Below are 18979 nucleotides of genomic sequence, written 5' to 3' on the forward strand. Positions count from 1 at the left end.
CTTCGCGGAGGCGGACTCGCGCCGGCATATTGCCTGCACGCTTAGGCATGCCCGCCCTTCCCTGTCCTGCGGAGCGGACATGGTCCTGGTTCGCAAGGCTACGATCCGCCCCCTGCTGCCGACGCTAATTGCTGACGCTGAAGCGCATCCCGAGGATGACGGTGTCGCGGCCGCCGGTGGCGCTGTAGGCGCGGCGCACATATTGAATGTCGGGCTGCACCGTCAGATGAGGATGGACCTGGTCGGCATAGGTCAGCTCGAGGCCCCACTCGTCGCGTCGGGTGCGGAAGCCTTCATCGACCAGCGTTTGGCGGAAGCCACGTGAAAGAAGCCCGTGCTGGATACCGAAGCTCAGCTGTCCCTGAGGCCGCGCGGCAAGCACGCCCGACATCAGCACGCCCGCCTGGAAGCCGCCGCGAAACGGCGTGGTCTTCCCTTCTGAAACGCCAATGCGGAGAAAGGCGTTGACCGGCCGATCCGTCGTCCCGCCGACTTTCTGGTCGGCGATGACATAGGCACCTGCGGCGATCCGCCGCACCGGCGATCCGTCCGCCGCCAGCGCACGGATGTCATCCTGACGCCGCGTGTAGCGCCAGGCGCCAACGCCGATCTTGCCATTGGCGATCACGCCGGCCTCGGCGATCACCAGCGCGCCGTGGCGCATCGAAAAATCCACGCCTTCCGGATCGCCCAGCACCCCGGCCTTGGCATCCACCACCGCGGCGCGAAAATAACCCGACTTGCCCATGGACAAGGAGATGCGCCCGGTCAGTGCGGTCGAGGGAAAGATCGAGGGGCCGTTGGGCCCAGTCGCGGCCAGTTCGGAGCCCATGCCGAATGCTGGGGCTAGCAGCACGCCGGCAGAATCGTTCTGGTAAAAATCGGTGTTCAGGTCGGTCAGCCCGAAGCGGAAGCTGCCTCGACCGCCGGCAAATGCCTGCTCCACCCACGCCTGGTACAGCTTCAGCCGGTGCGGCCCCACCTCGACATTGTCGACGCCCTGCAACGTTCCAGCCGCATCGTTCGGACGACCGCCGCCAGTGGCAAGCAAATGCACGCCCAGGGTCGTACCCGATGTGCCGGACCAGCGGTCCAGCGCGACCTCGGCGGCGATTTCGGCATCATGCACCAGGTACAGCTTGGGGCTACGTTCCCCCTGGGCGACATAGATAACGTCGCCAATGTAACTGGCCTCAATCTTCACCGCGTCCGAAGTACTGCCTTCGGTCTGCGCATGTGCGACGCCCGGCATCATGCACATGATCGAAGAAACTGTCGCGGCGAAAATCAGGCTTTCATTCTTCATTTACTATAACCTAAGCTTTATCTCGACCCTCTCAATGTTTTGATTATAGGCGCACTTTGCTTAGGTGAATGGTTATGTATATCTACCTATGGCTGACCCGCCATGTTCTGTTCTTGCTATAAACTACGGATGGGCGGCGCTTTGTCCGCGCCCCGCTCGTGGCGGATCAAGGAGGCTTCAATGCGCGTTTTGTCCAATCTTGGTATCGCGACCAAGATCCTGCTGGTGATCGGCATCTTGGCCATGCTGACGCTGTCGATCGTCGGGGGAGCATCGCTGCAGCTTACCAAGCTTTCGAATACCACGAGCGAGTTGATCGGCGACGAGGCCGAGAGCGTGAAGCTGGCATCCGCGGCGAGCGAGAAGCTGGCCAAGCTTCATCAGGTCTGGCTGGAACGCCTGATCGAGACCGACACTGAAAAGCTCACCGGCCTGCGTGGGGAGATCGACGCGGAGCGTAATGGTCTTGGCCAGCTGCTCGGCGAACTGAAGCCCTTCATGGAAGGAGACGATGTCGCCACCTTCGCCACGATCGAGCGGGAACTATCCGACTACCACCGAATGATGGCGCCGATCGAGGGCCTGATGACCGCCGGCAATGTTCGCGGCGCCGAACAGATCGGTCAGGATGCCGGCGGCGACTTGTACGCCAAGATCGACGTAGAATTCGACACGCTGATCTCACGCCAGGACAAGGATCTCGACGCCGGCGCGATAGCAGCAAAGGAATCCGCCGCGAATACGATCTGGTGGCTGATCGCGGCTTCCATCGGCGGCCTGGCGATTGTGGCCGCGTTCGCAGTGATCGGCATCCGCCGCACCGTGACGGGCCCGCTTGGCGAGGTCGTGGAGCGCATGGGCAGCCTTGCCCGCGGTCAGAACAACATCGAGGTCCAGGGCACCGATCGCGGCGACGAAATCGGCAAGATCGCCAAGGCGGTTCTGGTGTTCCGCGACGCCGCGGTCGAAAAGCAAAAGATCGAAGCCGCACAAAGGCTTGCCGACGAGGAGCAGAAGCGCGTCGTCGACTCGCTTGAAAATGGCCTGGGACAGCTCGCGCAGGGCGACCTGACCGCGCAGATCACCGCCGAATTCTCGCCGAGCTACCAGACGGTAAAGACCAACTTCAACGAAGCGCTGACCAGCCTGCGCGGCTTGATCAGCACCGTGAGCGAAAGCGCGGCTGGCATCCGCACCGGATCGGGCGAAATCGCGCAGGCATCCGAAGACCTTGCCCGCCGCACCGAAGCGAACGCGGCCAGCCTGGAGGAAACCTCGGCTGCCGTCACGCAGATGGACGGGCGGCTGAAGGCAACCGCGCTTGCCGCTTCCCGCACCGTGGCAAGTGCAGACGGCGCCGTCACGACGGTTTCGGAAGGCCGCGCGATCACCGATCAGGCCGTGCAGGCCATGGGCCGGGTTGCCGATGGCGCCAAGGGCATCGACAGCGTGATCGAAGGGCTCGACAAGATCGCGTTCCAGACCCGCGTCCTTGCGATGAATGCGGCCGTAGAGGCTGGTCGGGCCGGCGAAGCCGGTCGAGGCTTCGCAGTCGTCGCCGATCTCGTATCGGCACTCGCGATGCGCTCGGAAGAAGAAGCGGCGCGTGCCCGCGAGCAGCTTACCGCTACGCAGACCGACATCGTGTCGGCCGTGGATATGGTGCAGCGGGTCGATGGGGCGCTTGCCAACATCTCCGGCAATGTCGCGGAAGTGCACACCCTGCTGGGACAGATGGCAAGCGACAACCAGGCGCAGTCGACTGCCATCACCGAAATCAGCATCGCCATCGGCACGATGGATCAATCGACGCAGCAGAACGCGGCCATGGTGGAGCAGACTTCGGCTGCCGCCCGCAATCTGTCCAGCGAGGTCCTGACCATGGCCGAGCAGGCCGCGAAGTTCAACGTCGGCAACGGCGCGCCCAAGTCCTTCCGTCCCGCTTCGCCAGCGCAATCCACGGCTGCGCAAACGGGCTATCGGTCGCCGGTCAAGCCGCTTCCGGCGTCCATATCGCCCGCCGGCGGAAGCGACGATTGGGCCAGCTTCTAAAACGTCCCAAGCCGGCAGGGTGGCGCCTGCCGGCTATTTCGAAGCCGCACCCCGCCCCGCTTGCGGCGGGCCGCCGCGAGGCTTAAATCAGGGTATGCACGCGCACGATCATCATGAGCATCACGGCAGCGACCTGACCCGCGCGGCACAGTCCACGCTGGAAAAGGCAGGCGAGCAATGGACCGCGATGCGCGAGCGCGTGTTCGAGGTGCTTGCCGGCTTTGCCAAGCCGGCATCGGCGTATGACATCGCCGAAGCGGTTTCCAAGATCGAAGGGCGGCGCGTCGCCGCCAACAGCGTGTATCGCATCCTGGACCTGTTCGTCGGCGCCAATCTGGCGCACCGGGTGGAAAGCGCCAACGCCTATATCGCCAACGCGCATCCCGATTGCCTGCACGACTGCATCTTCCTGGTATGCGACAGCTGCGGACAGACCACGCATATCGACGACGACTCGATCACCCGCAATGTGCGCTCGGCGGCGCAAGGCGCGGGATTTTCGCCGGTGCGGCCGGTGATCGAAGTGCGGGGAAAGTGCGCCGACTGCGCCTGAGCGGGCGGGAATGCGCGGCCTGCGCGTTCAACCAGCGCGACGCTAGTATTCGACAGCGGCGGACGGCTGGAGTAACAGCGTTCGATGTCTGATATGCCTGCCACGCCGCTGCTCGACACGGTTGATACCCCTGCCGATCTCCGCACGCTGAAGCCCGCCGAGCTGCGCCAGCTTGCCGACGAGCTGCGCCAGGAAACGATCTCGGCGGTGGGATCGACCGGGGGGCATCTGGGCTCGGGCCTGGGCGTCGTCGAGCTGACCGTGGCGATCCATTATGTGTTCAACACGCCCGACGACAAGCTGGTGTGGGACGTGGGCCACCAATGCTACCCGCACAAGATCCTGACCGGGCGGCGTTCGCGTATCCGCACGCTGCGCCAGGGCGGCGGGCTGTCGGGCTTCACCAAGCGCAGCGAGAGCGAGTATGACCCGTTCGGGGCGGCGCATTCGTCGACCTCGATCTCGGCGGCGTTGGGCTTCGCGATCGCCAACAAGCTGTCGGACAAGCCGGGCAAGGGCATCGCGGTGATCGGCGACGGATCCATGAGCGCGGGCATGGCCTATGAGGCGATGAACAATGCCGAGGCGGCGGGCAACCGGCTGGTCGTGATCCTGAACGACAATGACATGTCGATCGCGCCGCCGGTGGGAGGCCTGTCGGCCTATCTGGCGCGAATGGTGTCATCGTCGGAGTATCTGGGGCTGCGCGAGTTCGCCAAGAAGACGATCCGCAAGCTGTCCAAGCGCGCGCACAACGCCGCGGCCAAGGCGGAGGAATATGCCCGCGGCATGGCGACCGGCGGCACGTTGTTCGAGGAACTGGGCTTTTACTATGTCGGGCCGATCGACGGGCACAATCTGGAGCACCTGATCCCGGTGCTGGAGAATGTCCGCGACAGCGAGCACGGGCCGATCCTGGTCCATGTCGTGACCAAGAAGGGCAAGGGCTATGCCCCGGCCGAGGCGGCGGCGGACAAATATCACGGCGTGCAGAAGTTCGACGTGATCACCGGCGCGCAGGACAAGGCGCCGCCCGGGCCGCCCTCCTATCAGAATGTGTTCGGCGAGACGCTGGCCAAGCTGGCGGAGACCGACGCGCGGATCGTGGCGATCACCGCGGCGATGCCGTCGGGCACGGGCGTGGACAAGTTCGCGCAGAAGCATCCCGAGCGCGCGTTCGATGTCGGCATTGCCGAGCAGCATGCGGTGACCTTTGCCGCCGGTTTGGCGGCGCAGGGGATGCGGCCGTTCTGTGCGATCTATTCGACGTTCCTGCAGCGCGCCTATGATCAGGTGGTGCACGACGTGGCGATCCAGAACCTGCCGGTGCGCTTTGCGATCGACCGCGCGGGGCTGGTCGGCGCGGACGGGGCGACGCATGCCGGCAGCTTCGACGTCACCTATCTGGCGACGCTGCCCAATTTCGTGGTGATGGCGGCGGCAGACGAGGCCGAGCTGGCGCACATGACCTATACTGCCGCCGAACATGATTCGGGGCCGATCGCGGTGCGCTATCCGCGCGGCAACGGGACGGGCGTGCCCCTGCCCGCGGTCCCGCAGAAGCTGGAAATCGGCAAGGGCCGCGTCGTGCGCGAGGGCAAGACCGTGGCGATCCTGTCGCTCGGCACGCGGCTGGGCGAGGCGCTGAAGGCGGCGGACGCGCTGGAGGCCAAGGGGCTGTCGACCACGGTCGCCGACCTGCGCTTCGCCAAGCCGCTGGACGAGGCGCTGATCCGGCGGCTGCTGACCACGCACGAAGTGGCGGTGAGCGTGGAGGAAGGCGCCATCGGGGGCCTGGGCGCGCATGTGCTGACGCTGGCGAGCGACGAGGGGCTGATCGACGCGGGTCTCAAGCTGCGCACGATGCGGCTGCCCGACACGTTCCAGGACCAGGATTCGCCGCAGAAGCAATATGACGAGGCGGGGCTGAACGCCGAGCATATCGTCGACACGGTGCTGAAGGCATTGCGCTGGAACGAGGCGAGCGCGACCGGGGGCGGCGCGCGGGCCTAAGCAGCCGGTTTCCAGCGTTGGAAGTAGGGGGAGCCGCCAAGCGGCTCCCCCTTTTTGCCGTCAGAAGCGGAAGCGGACGCCGAGCGAGTAGCTGCGCTCAAGATACAGCACCTGCCGGGCGTAGCTGTCGCCGTTCTCGCTATACTGGCGCGAACGCTGGAGCGGGTTGCCCAGCACGTTCACGATGTCGAACGCGACGGTGATGTTGGGCACCGGGGTGATCGAGGTCGAGAAGTCGAGCTGGCCGCGACCCTTTTCCTTGATCGCATGTGCGATCGGGTCGAGCGCTTCGAGCGTGTAACCGGTCACGAACGTCGAGCGGTAGTTATAGGCAAGACGCGCCGAGAATTGCGGCTTTTCGTACAGCGCCACCAAGTTGTACGCCCATTTCGAGACACCGGGGAATACCTGCTGCTCGTTGCCGAGCGTCGAGGCGAAGTTCGGCTGAAGATCGCCCTTCGCGTCGAGATAGGTGCCATTGGCCTGGATGCCGAAGCCCTTTGCCCAATCCGGCAGCCCGTCGATGTCGAGGAAGCTGGTGAAGGTCACTTCTGCGCCCTGGATACGGGTCTGCCCCAGATTAACGGGCCGATCGATGCGCAAGCCAGGGCTGGAGCGGTCTGCCACGGTCGCCAGGAAACCCTGCGCATCGTGGCGGAAGACCGCCGCCGTCAGCGATCCGGTCCGCGAGAAATAATATTCCAGGCTGACGTCGTAATTGTCCGAGGTGAGCGGCTTGAGGTTCGGGTTGCCGGCCGAACCGCCGCGGCGCAGGCGCTCCACGCAGACCGCAGGCGTAGCGTCGGTGAGGCAGGGATCCCCTGGTGCGAGGATCACCGGCTGGCCGAGTGACAGGTTCGGGCGAAGGTCGAAGAAGTTCGGCCGAGTGCGCGTTTGCGTATAGGCAAGGCGCAGCTGCAGCTTTTCGGTGAGGCCGACGCGCGCGCTCGCGTTGGGCAGATAGTCGGTATATTCGCTTTCAGCAGAGACCGCCGGGTTGGTGATTACACCGCCCACGCCCTCTTCCCGTGAGAAACCGTCGATCTGGGTCTTGGTCTTGACCGCGCGAAGGCCGACAACGCCGTCCAGGACCGTGGAGCCGAGCTCGAAGCCGTATTTCAGCTGCGCATAGGCGGCATAGGACTTCTCGTTGGCGCGGAAGTTCTCGGCCGGGTTGAAGGGCGGGATCCCCGCGGGCACGCCGAAGAAACTGCGCAACTCGGTGAGGTTATCGCGGATGCTGTCGCGCGTCGGTGCGGCATAGAAGACGTTCGGCTGCACCCGGTTATAAGTGAAGCCCGGCAGGCCGGTGCGAACGTCCAGACCGGGAAGCGAGGTCAGGGGAACGCGTGCGCCTTCATTGTTGATGTAAAGGTTGCCCAGATCCCGGCCGGCATCGCGATCGGCGAAGCGCACGCCGACATCCAACCGTTTCAGGAAGCCCAGGTCGAGGTCGTAGGACAGGTCGGCACGTGCCTGGAGGTCCTGGCCGCTGACCACAAGCAACTCCTGCCAAAGCCCGCGGCTGATGAAGTTGGCGGGATCACCGAGATTGAAGTTGACGAAGCTCTGTGTCGGCCCGCCGTCGTGCGCGGCATCGAACTGAACGTTACGCACTGGCGAGCTTGCGGCCGCGTAATCGATATTGACGTTGTTCGCGCTGTACTGGCTGTCGGTGTAGGCGACATCGGCCGAGAGACGCAGCCGATCCTTTGTCCAGATCGCGCCGCCGCCAAACTGGTAGGTGTCGGTTTTTCCGTTGAACGAGCCGGTGTAGCCGTCGGGACGCGCAGCGCCGGTTACGGTCGCGGTCGAGATCTTATTGGTGCCGGGGATCGTGGTGACGTTCGACAGCGTCATGCCATCGCCGAAGATCGGGATGAACATCCAGCGATTATAGTCCTTTGAGCGGAAGCCCTGGAACAGACCGTCGGCGTATATTTCCAGTTCGGGCGTCGGCTTCCACTGGAAGGCGGCATTGGCCGAAGGGCGGAAGCGGCTACCGTAGCCGAGGAAATTGCCTTGCGCGTCAGGAAAGCGCAGGCCCGCGTTTCCCGGTGCGTTGGTCGCATTGGTAGTGCCGATCACCAGCGACTGCTCACGGGTGGAATCCAGGAAGTCGATGCCGACATAGGAGGCGTTCACCAGCAGGCCCATCTCGCCGATGCCGGTATCCCAACGGTTGCTGATCAGCAGATTGCCATTGGGCACGCCACCCTGCGATTGCTCGGAATGCACATAATTGAGCGAGCCGGACAGTTCGAAGCCGTTGAAGTCGAACGGACGGCGTCCGCGCACGTTGACGGCGCCGGCGATGCCGCCCTCGATCTGCGGGGCGAGGCCCGACTTGTAGACTTCCAGCGCAGCAACAGTGCCAGCGGGGAAATCCTGGATCTGGACGTAGCGGCCTTCGGCGGTGAAGATCTGGCGTCCGTTATAGGTGGTGGTCAGATCGGGCAGGCCGCGCACGGTGACGCCGGCGGACTCGCCGCCGCCGCGGGTGACGTTGACGCCTGCGACGCGCTGAAGCGCGGAGGATGCGAAGGTGTCGGGGAGCTTGCCGATGTCCTCAGCGACGATCGCGTCGACGATGCCGTCGGACTCGCGCTTGATCCGCTGCGACGATTCGAGACTGCGGCGCAGGCCGGTGACGACAACCTCATCGTTCGCGCTGGCGGAGTCGATCTGTTCGGACGGCGCGGGAGCGGACGGATTGACGTTCTGATCCGATGGTCCTGCCGGCTTGGGCGCTTCCTGCGCCTGCCCGGACATGTCCTGCGCGGCGGCGGGCGACGCGGCCAGAATCATCGAGAATGCGGACACAGATACGCACAGAAGCGCTTTGGCTTTCATACAGCCTCCCCTTTGATATGTTGCTGGCAGTTTTCTGCCTGAGCCTTTCGCCATATCGTCGGCAATCCGAGCCGACAATATGTCCGAGTATAAAATAAAGCAGATAATTCCGATTTTACGCCGGCTATCGCATTTGCGCCACACCGCCAGTAAGCCGGATCCATGCTGCAATCCGCCTCCCCCGCCCGGCCACGCGCCATCGCCAACTGGCTGTTCGCCGTCGCCATCCTGATCGTGCTGATGGTGGTGATCGGCGGCATCACCCGGCTGACCGAGTCGGGGCTGTCGATCACGCAGTGGAAGCCCGTATCGGGCATCGTTCCGCCATTGAGCGATGCGCAGTGGCAGGCGGAATTCGACGATTACAAGCGCATCCCGGAATATCGGCAGCTGAACCAGGGCATGACGCTGTCCGGGTTCAAGCAGATCTTCTTCTGGGAATATCTGCACCGCTTGCTCGGGCGCGTGATCGGGCTGGCGTTCGCATTGCCGCTGCTGTGGTTCGCGGTGCGGCGGCAGATCCCGCGCGGCTATGGCTGGCGGCTGGTGGCGCTGCTGGCGCTGGGCGGACTGCAAGGGGCAGTGGGCTGGTGGATGGTGAAGTCCGGGCTGTCGGTGCGCACCGATGTGGCGCACACGCGCCTTGCCACGCACCTGCTGGTCGCGCTGTTCACGCTGGCGGGGATCGTATGGACCGCGCTGGATCTGCGCTGGCTGGCGCGGACGGGCGACAACCGCCCTGCCCGGCTGACGCCGCTTGGCGGCGCCGTGTTGGCCATATTGTTCGTACAGTTGCTGTACGGCGCGCTGGTGGCGGGGTTGAACGCCGGACTGGTGACCGACCAATGGCCGCTGATGAACGGACGCTTCTTCCCCGGCGCGACGGTGGAGGGGCGCGGGATGCTGGACGCGCTGATCAACGATCCGGCGGTTGTGCATTTCGTGCACCGGTGGTGGGCCTGGGTCGCGGTGGCAGCGCTGATCGTGCTCGCGCGCGCCGCCAAGCCGATCGAGCGGCCGGCATCCGTGGCGATCCACAGCGCGTTCGGCATCCAGATCCTGCTGGGTATCGCCACGGTAATGACACATGTCGACATCACTTTGGCCGCGCTGCATCAGCTGACCGGCGCGCTGCTGCTGCTTGCCACCATTTGGGGCGCCCATGTCGTGGGGCGGCGCGCGTGAGCGACATCGCACTGGTGCACGCGACCTTCGCCAACCGCGAAGAGGCCGAGCGCATCGCGTCCGACATGGTAGTGGAGCGGCTCGCCGCCTGCGCCAATATCCTGGCGCCGTGCGTATCGCTCTATCGCTGGGAAGGCGAGATCGAGCGGGCGCAGGAAGTGCCGGTGCTGTTCAAGACGACCCCCGAGCTGGTGGCAGCGTTGCGCGCGCGAGTCGCGGCGCTGCATTCCTATGACCTGCCGGTGATCGAGGCGTGGCCGGTCGCGGCAGGCTCCGCCGTGTTCAAATGGGTGCACGACGTCACCGGCTGAAGCACCGGCTACCGGCATGGTATCATGATACCCGTCAGCAATGGCACGCATTTGCTTGACTTTTACGTGGCTGCCGAGCAAATGGCGCTCAATCGCGCTGCCCCTTTGGCGGCGCGTTCGCGTTTCATACGAAAGGTCCCGGCCCCATGAAGGAGCTGATGAAGACCACCAAGTCGGCAAAACCGGCTGAGGTGGAGAAGAAGTGGCACATCGTCGATGCCGACGGCCTTGTGGTCGGTCGTGCGGCGACGATCATCGCCAACATCCTGCGCGGCAAGCACAAGCCCAGCTTCACCCCGCATGTCGATTGCGGTGACAACGTCATCGTGATCAACGCCGACAAGATCCGGTTCACCGGCAAGAAGCTGCAGGACAAGGTGTATTACAAGCACACCGGTTATGCCGGCGGCATCAAGGAAATCACCGCAGCCAAGGTCCTGGAAGGCCGCTTTCCCGAGCGCGTTCTGGAAAAGGCCGTGGAGCGCATGATCCCGCGCGGTCCTCTTGGCCGTCAGCAGATGCGCAACCTGCGCATTTTCGCCGGCACCGAGCATCCGCACGCTGCGCAGAACCCCGAAGTGCTCGACATCGCGTCGATGAACCGCAAGAACAAGGTGGGCGCATAATGTCTGACAACCGCCAGTCCCTTTCCGATCTGGGCAACCTGGCCGCAGGTGCGCCGGTTGAGGCTTCCGAAGGTGGCGAGACCGCCGCTCCGGTGACCCAGGCTCCTGTGTCGACCATGCCGCTGCGCCAGCAGGAGCTGGACAAGTATGGCCGCGCCTATGCCACCGGCCGCCGCAAGGATGCCGTCGCACGCGTATGGCTGAAGCCCGGCACCGGCAAGATCACGATCAACGGCCGCGACCAGGAAGTGTATTTCGCACGTCCGACGCTGCGCCTCGTCATCAACCAGCCGTTCGGCGTCGCCGAGCGTGAGGGCCAGTATGACGTGGTCTGCACCGTCAAGGGCGGCGGGCTTTCGGGCCAGGCCGGCGCAGTCAAGCACGGCATCAGCCAGGCGCTGACTCGCTTCGAGCCGGTGCTCCGCGCACCGGTGAAGGCAGCAGGCTTCCTGACCCGCGACAGCCGTACGGTCGAGCGTAAGAAGTACGGCAAGGCGAAGGCCCGTCGTAGCTTCCAGTTCTCGAAGCGCTAAAAAGCGGTTCGATTTCGAATGCGACAAGGGGCGGTCCGGCAACGGGCCGCCCTTTCCGTTTGTGCGGCCGGCACTGGTCCGCGCGTGGGACGAAGATCGTTCGCCCCAAGCCGCGGAGGTCGCTCGAACAGACGTGGAGTGATCCGTCGCACTCGACGCGAGCCCTGGCCGATTGCTCGCCTCGCTGCGATCTTTCATCGCGCGCAACCAGGTCTTCCAGCCCCGGGGAACCGGTGCACGGTGCCGTACAGCAGCTCCCGAAGGGCACTTAAGTAGCTCTACGAGTTGGGAGAAGCCTGCAAATCCTCTATTCATAATGATGCAGATCGCCCGTTTGGCGACGTGCGGGGGATTAGCGGGTGATCGGGTTCAAGCGTACGCTCATGCTGGGCGCCGGCATGGCATTGGCGCTGCTGTCGGGCTGCGACGGCGGTGGTGGTGGTGGCGGCGGGCCTTCGGCCGGCGACAGCGGCGGCGTCGTCGCGCCGCTACCCGCCCCCACCCCCGTCGGCTTCACCGAAGGTGATGCGGCCCGGCTGGCGAAGCAGGCTACGTTCGGGCCCACGCCCGCGCTGGTGGCCCGGATCAAGGACATTGGGGTGAACGCCTGGCTGGACGAGCAGCTCGCCGCCACGGGCAGTAGCTATGCCGATCTCGCCGCTGGCGAAGTGCGCCGCGATTTCTGCGCCAGCGGCGACGCGGTGTGTTCGCGCGCGCATTTCTCGCGCACGCCGGTGGCGATGCGTTTCTATGCCGATGCGGTGATGGGTCAGGACCAGCTGCGCCAACGTGTGGCACTGGCGCTGGGCCAGCTGATCGTCGCGTCGGAGCAGGAAGTGAATTCGGCCGCGGGCATCGCCGCGCTCAACCAGATCTTCCTGGCCAATGCCTTTGGCAATTATCGCGACATCCTGTCCCAGGTGACGATGCTGGGCTATATGGGCGATTATCTGGACATGGCCGATAGCAACAAGTCGGCGCCGTCGGAGAATTACGCCCGCGAGCTGCTGCAGCTGTTCTCGATGGGGCCCGACCAGCTGAACATGGACGGGACGCCGGTGCTCGACGCGACGGGTGCGCGGGTGGCGAATTACACGCCTGACGACGTCAAGGCGGTTGCGCGGGCGCTGACCGGCTGGACCTATGCGCGCGTCGGCGGCGCGGCGACCAGCGACGGCAATGCGCGCGATTATTCCAAGCCGATGATCCCCAACCCGGCGCGGTACGACAGCACCGCCAAGAGCTTCCTGGGCGTCACCGTGCCTGCGGGCGCGGCGCAGGACGCCAGCGTGGCCGCTGTGGTCGACGTGGCGTTCAACCATCCCTCCACCGCGCCGCGCGTCGCCAGCTTCCTCATCGGGCAGCTGGTCACGTCCAATCCCACGCCGGGCTATATCGGGCGAGTGGCGGCGGCGTTCGCCAACAATGGCGGCGGGGTGCGCGGCGACCTTAAGGCGGTGGTGCGCGCGATCCTGACCGATGCGGAGGCTCGCGGTGCGCCGGGTCCGAATGCGGGCAAGGTCAAGGAGCCGATCCTGCTGATGACGGCGCTGGCGCGCGCGATCGGCTTTTCGACCGACGGCTATGTGTTCGTGACGCGCGACGGCGGGCTGGCCCAGCCGGTGATGCGCGCGCCATCGGTGTTCAACTTCTATCCGCCCGATTATCCGCTGCCCGGATCGCCCACGCTGAAGAGCCCGGCATCCAAGCTGCTAAACACGTCCAACGTGCTGCGCTGGCACAATTTCGTCTATGACTGGACGATCGGCGGCGACGCGACGCGGGCGGAATTCGCGGTCGACTCCGGGCTGCCGATGTCTTCGCTGACGCAGCCGCAATGGGGGGCCTGGGAAGCGTTCGGCGCGGACCTGGACGGCATGGTGGCGCGCATCAACCTGCTTCTGTTCGCCAACACGCTGAGCCAGGCGCAGAAGGACGCGCTGAAGGCCGCGGCGAGCCCGATCACCAACACCGACCCGACCATTCAGGCCCGCAAGCGCGCGCAGATGATGCTGTACGTCGCGGCCTCCAGCCCCCTGTTCCTGGTCGACCGGTAAGGATCCGACACGATGACGATTTCACGCCGCGAGTTCATGCGCCTGACCGCCGGTGCCGGCGCGCTCGCCGCCTTTGGCCAGCTGGGCCGCACCACCGCGATGGCCGCCCCGAGCGGGAGCTATCGCGCGATGGTGGGGATCTTCCTGTTCGGCGGAAACGACGGCTGGAACATGGTGATCCCGACCGACGCGCGGCACGCCACCTATCTGTCGTCACGCGGGAGCGTGGGCATCAAGGCGGCGGCGCTGACCCCGCTGACCAACGCCAGCTATGCGCTGCACCCGGCGATGGACGCGCTGCGCCCGGTGTGGGACGAAGGTGGGCTGGGGCTGGTGCTGAACGCGGGCACACTGTTCGCCCCGCTGACCAAGGACACGTACAAGAGCCGCGCCGACCTGCGCCCGTCCAACCTGATGAGCCATGCCGATGAGCAGGCGCATTGGCAGGGACTACGCGCGCGCGAGTTCAACGTCGACGGGTTCATGGGCCGACTGAGCGACCGGGCGGGCGCCAGCGCGACGCCGTCGATGATCTCGCTGGGCGGGTCGAACCTGGCGACGATCGGCAAGACCAGCTCCGCGCTGGTCCTGCCGTCGACCGGCACGCTGGGGCGCAATGGCTTCAGCGGCGCCACGGGGGCGGCGAACCTGGCCAAGAACGCGGCGGTCGACGCCTTCGCCAATGGCGCATCGTATGGCGTGGTGACCGAGGCGACAGCGCGCGACATGACCGGTGCCTATGGTCAGGCGACCACCGCCAATAGCATCCTGACCGCGACCGGCGCGGTCGATGGGTATTTCGTCAATCCGAACACCGGCGCGGCGCTTACCAGCGATGTGGCGCGCCAGCTGATGCGCGTGGCGCGGGTGATCGAGGCGCGCGGGACGCTGGGGCATAACCGCCAGACCTTCTTCGTCAGCCAAGGCGGGTTCGACAACCATTCGGGCCAGGTCGGCGGCGGCAACAACGATACCGGCACCCACGCCAACCTGCTGCGCGACCTGGCGATGGCGCTGGCCGGCTTCTACAAGGCGATGAAGGCGATCGGCTTGGGCGAGAACGTCACCGCGTTCACGATGAGCGATTTCGGGCGTACCTTCAAAGGCAATGCCCAGAACGGCACCGACCATGCCTGGGGCAGCAACCACCTGGTGGTGGGCGGCAATGTGACGCCGGGCGGCATCTTTGGCGCCTATCCCGATCCGGTGCTCGGCGGGGCCAACGACATCGCCAATGACGGGCGCTTCGTGCCGGCAGTGTCGCAGGAGGAATATATCGGTGCCATCGCGCGCTGGCACGGCGTGTCGGACGCGGACATGCCTTATGTGTTCCCCAATTGGAGCACGTGGAGCGGCGGCGGGCGCGGACCGCTGGGGCTGTTCCGCGGCTGATCTTGGGCCGAGACAAGCGCTAGGTGAGACGGTAAGCATCCCCGGCTTCAAAGAGGGTGCCGATGACCTCGCGTGAGTTGACGTCGTTCCTGCCGCGTGCCGATGACGATGTATGGCCCGACGGCGTGCGGCGGACGCCTGCCGAAATCGCGCAGCTGATCTTTTTCGGATTGTTGAACTGGCCGTGGCTGTTGCGCAGCCTGTCCGGCGGATCGGCGGAGGCGAAGGCGGCGCTGGTCGAGCGGCTGGGGCTGGCCCCCGACGCGTTGCCGCATCTGGGCAGCTGGAAGGCGGACACGGGGTTCCTGACCTTGCTGGTCGACCAGATCGAGGCGGAGCGGCCTGAAATAGTGGTGGAACTGGGCGCGGGCGCGTCAAGCCTGGTGGTAGCGCGGGCACTGCAACGCAATGGCGGCGGGCGGCTGATCAGTTGTGACCAGCATGCTGGCTTCGTCCAGGCGACGCGGCAGTGGCTGCGCGACAACGGCGTCGACGCCGATCTGCGCGCGACACCGTTCCGCCGCGCGCCAAGCGGGTGGCCAGGCATCTGGTACGACCATGGCAACCTGCCCGCACGAATCGACCTGCTGATCATCGACGGGCCGCCCTGGACGATCCACCCGTTCGTTCGCGGGGCAGCGGAGACACTGTTCGACCGGCTGCCGGTGGGCGGCACGGTGTTGCTCGACGATGCGGCGCGACCGGGCGAGCGCGTCGTGGCGCAACGCTGGCGGCGGCGCTGGCCTGGGATCGAGTTTGCGTTGGTTCATGCGGGGACCAAGGGGACGTTGGTGGGGACGCGGGTGCGGTAGTTTGCACTCTCCCGGGCACGGGGGATTCAGAGGGGGACGGCGCCTTCGCCTTTGAAGCGGGCGACGGTTTCAAAGCTGCTGCCCGCGATGCGAACCTCGTTGAACGAAGGGGGCTTGTCGCGGGTGCGCTTGGAAAGAGTGCCGGCGCCGATCAGGCGGACGGTGCGGCCGTTCACTTCGTGCGCGACGTCAAAGGGGTCGTGGACATGGCCCGACAGCACCGCGTGCGCGCCGGCCTGTGCCAGTGCGTCGAGTGCCGAGCGGCCATGGCGCGTCATCGACGTCGCGCGGGTGCCGGCTTCGATCAAGGGATGATGCGCGGCGATGAAGATCAAATCGCCAGCGGGTACGGCCTCGGCCAGCGCGAGTGTCTTCTGGAGCGCGCCCGTACCGACATAGCCTTTCGACCAGTTGGTGCGGAACTGGAAGCGGGCGGTGGTCTTGAGCGGCACTACCGCCACGCCCTTCACGTCGAGCGGCTTTTCGATCATCCGCTCGATCGCCTTGTAGCGCTTGTACGGCGTAAAGAAGCGGGCGAAGAGATTGAAATAGGGCAGATCGTGATTGCCCACCTCCACCGTCACCGGCACGTGCAGGCTTTGCAGCCATTTGCCGGCGGCTTCGAACTCGGCGGCGCGCGCGCGCATGGTCAAGTCCCCCGTCATGATGACGGCGTCGGGTTTTTCCTCCTGCACCTTGCGATCGAACCACTCGATAGCCTCGGTATCCTCACGGCCGAAATGGACGTCGCTGACATGGAAGATGCGAGTCATGCGGCGGGTACCTCCGGGTCAGAGCGGGTGGCGATGAAGGTCTCGAGGCTCTTGCCAGCCTTGATCGTCTCGGCAGGGTCGAGCGTGACGGGTTCGCCATCGAACAGGGCGAGCACACGGCGCTTGCCGCGGACGCGGAGCCCGTCGGCGCGGGTTTGGGTGACAGCGTGCGCCTCGACCCAGTCGCCGGTCATCCAGTCCCAGCCGAGCTGGACGATCGATCGCCAGTCGCGCGCGTCGACGCCCGTGACTTCAAGGCCCTGGAGGTCGGGCGTGACGAACACCGCCTGATAATGGTCGCCCAGCCCCTTGGCACCATCGACGCGGATGCCGCGGCCGCCAAAGGTACGGCGAAGCGCGGCGCGAGCGGCGCCGAACAGGCGTCCGATCTTGCCGTCGCGCACGGCCTCTCGCGCACGGAACCAGGATGCAGCGGGGCCGAGGATCAGACCTACGAACGCGCGATGTGCGCCGGCTTCCACATAGGGCAGCGCCACGCGCCGGTCGCACTGGTGCGCGGCGTGCACAATCTTGTGCGGATCGGTTTCGCTGTGCAGTCCCTTGGCAAGCAGGTTCATCGTGCCGCCGGGAAGGATCAGGAACGCGCCCTGCCACTGCTCCAGCGCGCGCAGCGCGGCATTGATGGTGCCGTCGCCGGCGAACAGCACCACCGTGTCGACGTCGGCCCGATCGAGATCGGCGGGTCCGGGAAGGTCCTGCTCGGGAAATTCGGTGCGACCGACAAGCGCCAGGCCCCGCTCCTCGAACACGGCCTCCAACGCCTCGCATTTGGGGCGAGTCGCCGATCCGGAATTGGGGTTGGTGATGAACCAGAGCTTTTCCATGGCCCCGGCAACGCGCGACGCGGCGTTTGGTCCCGGTCTTCTGCGTGGTGCAGCAACAATGGAACCTCCCCCCGCACAAAGCCTTTCAGCGACATTCGCACCCGAGCACGAGGCCGGACCCTATGGCGCTACAGCCGCAGCACAGCGTCAGCGAACCCGAGCGTGACTATGCGCTGCGCCAGCTCGTCACCGAATCCGCTTTCGCCAGCACCACCACCGCACTGACCAGCGGGGTAATCCTGACCGCGTTCGCACTGCATCTGGGCGCTTCGAACCTGGTGATCGGGGTACTGGCTTCGGCGCCGTTCCTGGGGCAGCTGCTCCAGGCGCCGACGATCCTGCTTGTCGAGCGGCTGCGGCAGCGCAAGCTTATCTCGGTAGCATCCAGCCTGATCGGGCGCGGCATGCTGGCGCTGATGGCATTGTCGGCGTTCCTGCCGCGCGACCTGGCGATCGGTGCTCTGATCCTGGGGCAGCTGGTGCTGTGCGGCATGGCGGCGGTGGGCAGCTGTGCGTGGAGCGCGTGGATGCGTGACCTGGCGCCGGAGGATAGACTGGGCTGGGTGTTCGCCCGGCGGACGAGCTTCGCCGCGGCGATCAGCCTAGTGGCCGGCATTGCCGCCGCAGTAGTGCTGGACCGCACGCCCGAAGGTTCGTGGTGGCGCAGCGTGACATTCGGCGCGCTCTACGGGCTGGGCTTCGTGTCGGGGCTGGTCAGTGCCTGGCTGACGGCACGCATTCCCGAGCCGGCGATGCCGCCGCAACCCGACGTGCAGTTGGGACTGATGGCGCTGCTGCGCGAGCCGCTGACGGACCGCAATTTCCGGCAGCTGACGATCTTTCTCGCCGCCTGGCAATTCGCAATCAACCTGGCGACGCCGTTCTTCACGGTGTTCATCGTCCAGCAGCTCGGCTTCGACATGACCTTTGTCATGGTGCTGAGCGTGGTGAGCCAGTTGTCCAACCTGATCGCGCTGCGTAATTGGGGTGCGCTGGCGGACCGGTTTGCCAACAAGTCGGTGCTACTGGTCGCGGCGCCCACCTACATCGCCTGCATCGTTGCAATGATCGGCGCGTCGCAGATCGCGCATGGCCCCTGGCTGGTCGCGTATCTGGTGGTGCTGCACCTGATCATGGGCGGCGCAGTCGCGGGGGCGACCCTGGCCACCACTTCGATCGCGCTGAAGCTGTCACCCAAGGGATCGTCCACCGCCTATGTCGCGACGGCGGGCCTCGCGACGGCGGTGGCGGCGGGGATCGCGCCGATCCTGGGCGGTGCGTTCGCCGACTTCTTCCGCCTGCGCCAGTTCGAGCTGCTGCTGCGCTGGACCAGCCCGCAAGGCGTGGCGATCGTGTCGCCGCTGCGGCTGTCGCAATGGGACTTCTACTTCCTGATCGCCGGAGTGCTGGGGCTGTATGCCATCCACCGCCTGGCGCTGGTGCAGGAAACCGGCGAAATTCGGCGGCGCGAGATGGTGCAGCAGGTGCTGCTCCACACCCGCCGATCGGTGCGCAATATTTCCACGGTGGCGGGGTTGCGCGGCCTGACCGACCTTCCCGCCGGCTTCCTTCGCGATGCGTCGCTGCGCGCCCGTTTCCTGCGCCGCCAGCGCTTCGCTGATCGAGATTAGCTTCAGAAACCGCTGCAATACATGGAGGTTGATTTCC

General features: G+C 65.7%; 15 protein-coding genes. 11 read left to right on the forward strand and 4 right to left on the reverse strand.

Annotation, left to right across the window (positions count from 1 at the left end):
• Nucleotides 1–124: 124 nt before the first annotated feature.
• Nucleotides 125–1306 (reverse strand): carbohydrate porin, encoded by a 1182-nt coding sequence (locus tag FHT02_RS13295; protein ID WP_184088340.1) that lies wholly within the window; start codon nucleotides 1304–1306, stop codon nucleotides 125–127.
• A gap of 180 nt (nucleotides 1307–1486) precedes the next feature.
• Here FHT02_RS13295 and FHT02_RS13300 point away from each other — a divergent pair, with 180 nt between their 5' ends.
• From FHT02_RS13300 to dxs, 3 genes are all read left to right on the forward strand, one after another.
• On the forward strand, nucleotides 1487–3358 hold the full coding sequence (locus FHT02_RS13300) for a HAMP domain-containing methyl-accepting chemotaxis protein (RefSeq protein ID WP_184088342.1): 1872 nt from the start codon (nucleotides 1487–1489) through the stop codon (nucleotides 3356–3358).
• Between the two features lie 94 nt (nucleotides 3359–3452).
• Nucleotides 3453–3911, forward strand: a complete 459-nt coding sequence (locus FHT02_RS13305; RefSeq protein ID WP_184088344.1) for a Fur family transcriptional regulator — start codon at nucleotides 3453–3455, stop codon at nucleotides 3909–3911.
• A gap of 84 nt (nucleotides 3912–3995) precedes the next feature.
• Complete coding sequence (gene dxs / locus FHT02_RS13310; RefSeq protein WP_184088346.1) at nucleotides 3996–5924, forward strand: 1-deoxy-D-xylulose-5-phosphate synthase; 1929 nt, start codon at nucleotides 3996–3998, stop codon at nucleotides 5922–5924.
• Between the two features lie 60 nt (nucleotides 5925–5984).
• Here dxs and FHT02_RS13315 read toward each other — a convergent pair whose 3' ends face one another.
• Complete coding sequence (locus FHT02_RS13315) at nucleotides 5985–8777, reverse strand: TonB-dependent receptor (RefSeq protein ID WP_184088348.1); 2793 nt, start codon at nucleotides 8775–8777, stop codon at nucleotides 5985–5987.
• Between the two features lie 162 nt (nucleotides 8778–8939).
• On the opposite strand from FHT02_RS13315, the gene FHT02_RS13320 reads away from it, so the two are divergent.
• The 7 genes from FHT02_RS13320 to FHT02_RS13350 all read left to right on the forward strand — a co-directional run bounded on the left by FHT02_RS13320 (nucleotide 8940) and on the right by FHT02_RS13350 (nucleotide 15693).
• On the forward strand, nucleotides 8940–9962 hold the full coding sequence (locus FHT02_RS13320; protein ID WP_184088351.1) for a COX15/CtaA family protein: 1023 nt from the start codon (nucleotides 8940–8942) through the stop codon (nucleotides 9960–9962).
• Entirely contained in the window at nucleotides 9959–10273 is a 315-nt protein-coding gene (gene cutA / locus FHT02_RS13325) for a divalent cation tolerance protein CutA (RefSeq protein ID WP_184088353.1), read from the forward strand. Before FHT02_RS13320 ends, cutA begins: the two co-directional genes overlap by 4 nt.
• A 146-nt stretch (nucleotides 10274–10419) precedes the next feature.
• Nucleotides 10420–10899, forward strand: a complete 480-nt coding sequence (gene rplM / locus FHT02_RS13330; RefSeq protein WP_184088355.1) for a 50S ribosomal protein L13 — start codon at nucleotides 10420–10422, stop codon at nucleotides 10897–10899.
• Nucleotides 10899–11432: a 30S ribosomal protein S9 gene (rpsI, locus tag FHT02_RS13335; protein ID WP_184088357.1), complete on the forward strand. Its 534-nt coding sequence runs from the start codon at nucleotides 10899–10901 to the stop codon at nucleotides 11430–11432. The genes rplM and rpsI overlap by 1 nt, the downstream gene beginning before the upstream one ends.
• A gap of 359 nt (nucleotides 11433–11791) precedes the next feature.
• A complete protein-coding gene (locus tag FHT02_RS13340; RefSeq protein WP_184088358.1) occupies nucleotides 11792–13489 on the forward strand; it encodes a DUF1800 family protein in 1698 nt (565 codons plus the stop codon).
• A 12-nt stretch (nucleotides 13490–13501) separates the two neighbouring features.
• Nucleotides 13502–14881: a DUF1501 domain-containing protein gene (locus tag FHT02_RS13345; protein WP_184088361.1), complete on the forward strand. Its 1380-nt coding sequence runs from the start codon at nucleotides 13502–13504 to the stop codon at nucleotides 14879–14881.
• 62 nt (nucleotides 14882–14943) lie between these two features.
• Nucleotides 14944–15693, forward strand: coding sequence for a class I SAM-dependent methyltransferase (locus FHT02_RS13350; RefSeq protein WP_184088363.1), 750 nt, complete (start codon nucleotides 14944–14946; stop codon nucleotides 15691–15693).
• 26 nt (nucleotides 15694–15719) lie between these two features.
• Here the strand turns inward: FHT02_RS13350 and FHT02_RS13355 are convergent, their stop codons facing one another.
• Nucleotides 15720–16466 carry a metallophosphoesterase family protein gene (locus tag FHT02_RS13355; protein WP_184088365.1) on the reverse strand — a complete coding sequence of 249 codons (747 nt, stop codon included), beginning with the start codon at nucleotides 16464–16466 and terminating at the stop codon, nucleotides 15720–15722.
• Nucleotides 16463–17311, reverse strand: coding sequence for a diacylglycerol/lipid kinase family protein (locus tag FHT02_RS13360; RefSeq protein ID WP_184088367.1), 849 nt, complete (start codon nucleotides 17309–17311; stop codon nucleotides 16463–16465). The genes FHT02_RS13355 and FHT02_RS13360 overlap by 4 nt, the downstream gene beginning before the upstream one ends.
• 122 nt (nucleotides 17312–17433) lie before the next feature.
• Between FHT02_RS13360 and FHT02_RS13365 the strand changes: the two genes are divergently transcribed.
• Nucleotides 17434–18942: an MFS transporter gene (locus tag FHT02_RS13365; RefSeq protein WP_184088369.1), complete on the forward strand. Its 1509-nt coding sequence runs from the start codon at nucleotides 17434–17436 to the stop codon at nucleotides 18940–18942.
• Nucleotides 18943–18979 lie beyond the last annotated feature (37 nt).

The sequence above is a fragment of the Sphingomonas xinjiangensis genome (assembly GCF_014199255.1).
GTDB classification, from domain to species: Bacteria; Pseudomonadota; Alphaproteobacteria; order Sphingomonadales; family Sphingomonadaceae; genus Sphingomonas; species Sphingomonas xinjiangensis.

Bases quoted from the DNA above. Each gene is read 5' to 3' on its own strand.
- FHT02_RS13295 (WP_184088340.1), bottom strand. From the start codon at position 1,306: ATGAAGAATGAAAGCCTGATTTTCGCCGCGACAGTTTCTTCGATCATG.
- FHT02_RS13300 (WP_184088342.1), top strand. From the start codon at position 1,487: ATGCGCGTTTTGTCCAATCTTGGTATCGCGACCAAGATCCTGCTGGTG.
- FHT02_RS13305 (WP_184088344.1), top strand. From the start codon at position 3,453: ATGCACGCGCACGATCATCATGAGCATCACGGCAGCGACCTGACCCGC.
- dxs (WP_184088346.1), top strand. From the start codon at position 3,996: ATGTCTGATATGCCTGCCACGCCGCTGCTCGACACGGTTGATACCCCT.
- FHT02_RS13315 (WP_184088348.1), bottom strand. From the start codon at position 8,777: ATGAAAGCCAAAGCGCTTCTGTGCGTATCTGTGTCCGCATTCTCGATG.
- FHT02_RS13320 (WP_184088351.1), top strand. From the start codon at position 8,940: ATGCTGCAATCCGCCTCCCCCGCCCGGCCACGCGCCATCGCCAACTGG.
- rplM (WP_184088355.1), top strand. From the start codon at position 10,420: ATGAAGGAGCTGATGAAGACCACCAAGTCGGCAAAACCGGCTGAGGTG.
- rpsI (WP_184088357.1), top strand. From the start codon at position 10,899: ATGTCTGACAACCGCCAGTCCCTTTCCGATCTGGGCAACCTGGCCGCA.
- FHT02_RS13345 (WP_184088361.1), top strand. From the start codon at position 13,502: ATGACGATTTCACGCCGCGAGTTCATGCGCCTGACCGCCGGTGCCGGC.
- FHT02_RS13350 (WP_184088363.1), top strand. From the start codon at position 14,944: ATGACCTCGCGTGAGTTGACGTCGTTCCTGCCGCGTGCCGATGACGAT.
- FHT02_RS13355 (WP_184088365.1), bottom strand. From the start codon at position 16,466: ATGACTCGCATCTTCCATGTCAGCGACGTCCATTTCGGCCGTGAGGAT.
- FHT02_RS13360 (WP_184088367.1), bottom strand. From the start codon at position 17,311: ATGGAAAAGCTCTGGTTCATCACCAACCCCAATTCCGGATCGGCGACT.
- FHT02_RS13365 (WP_184088369.1), top strand. From the start codon at position 17,434: ATGGCGCTACAGCCGCAGCACAGCGTCAGCGAACCCGAGCGTGACTAT.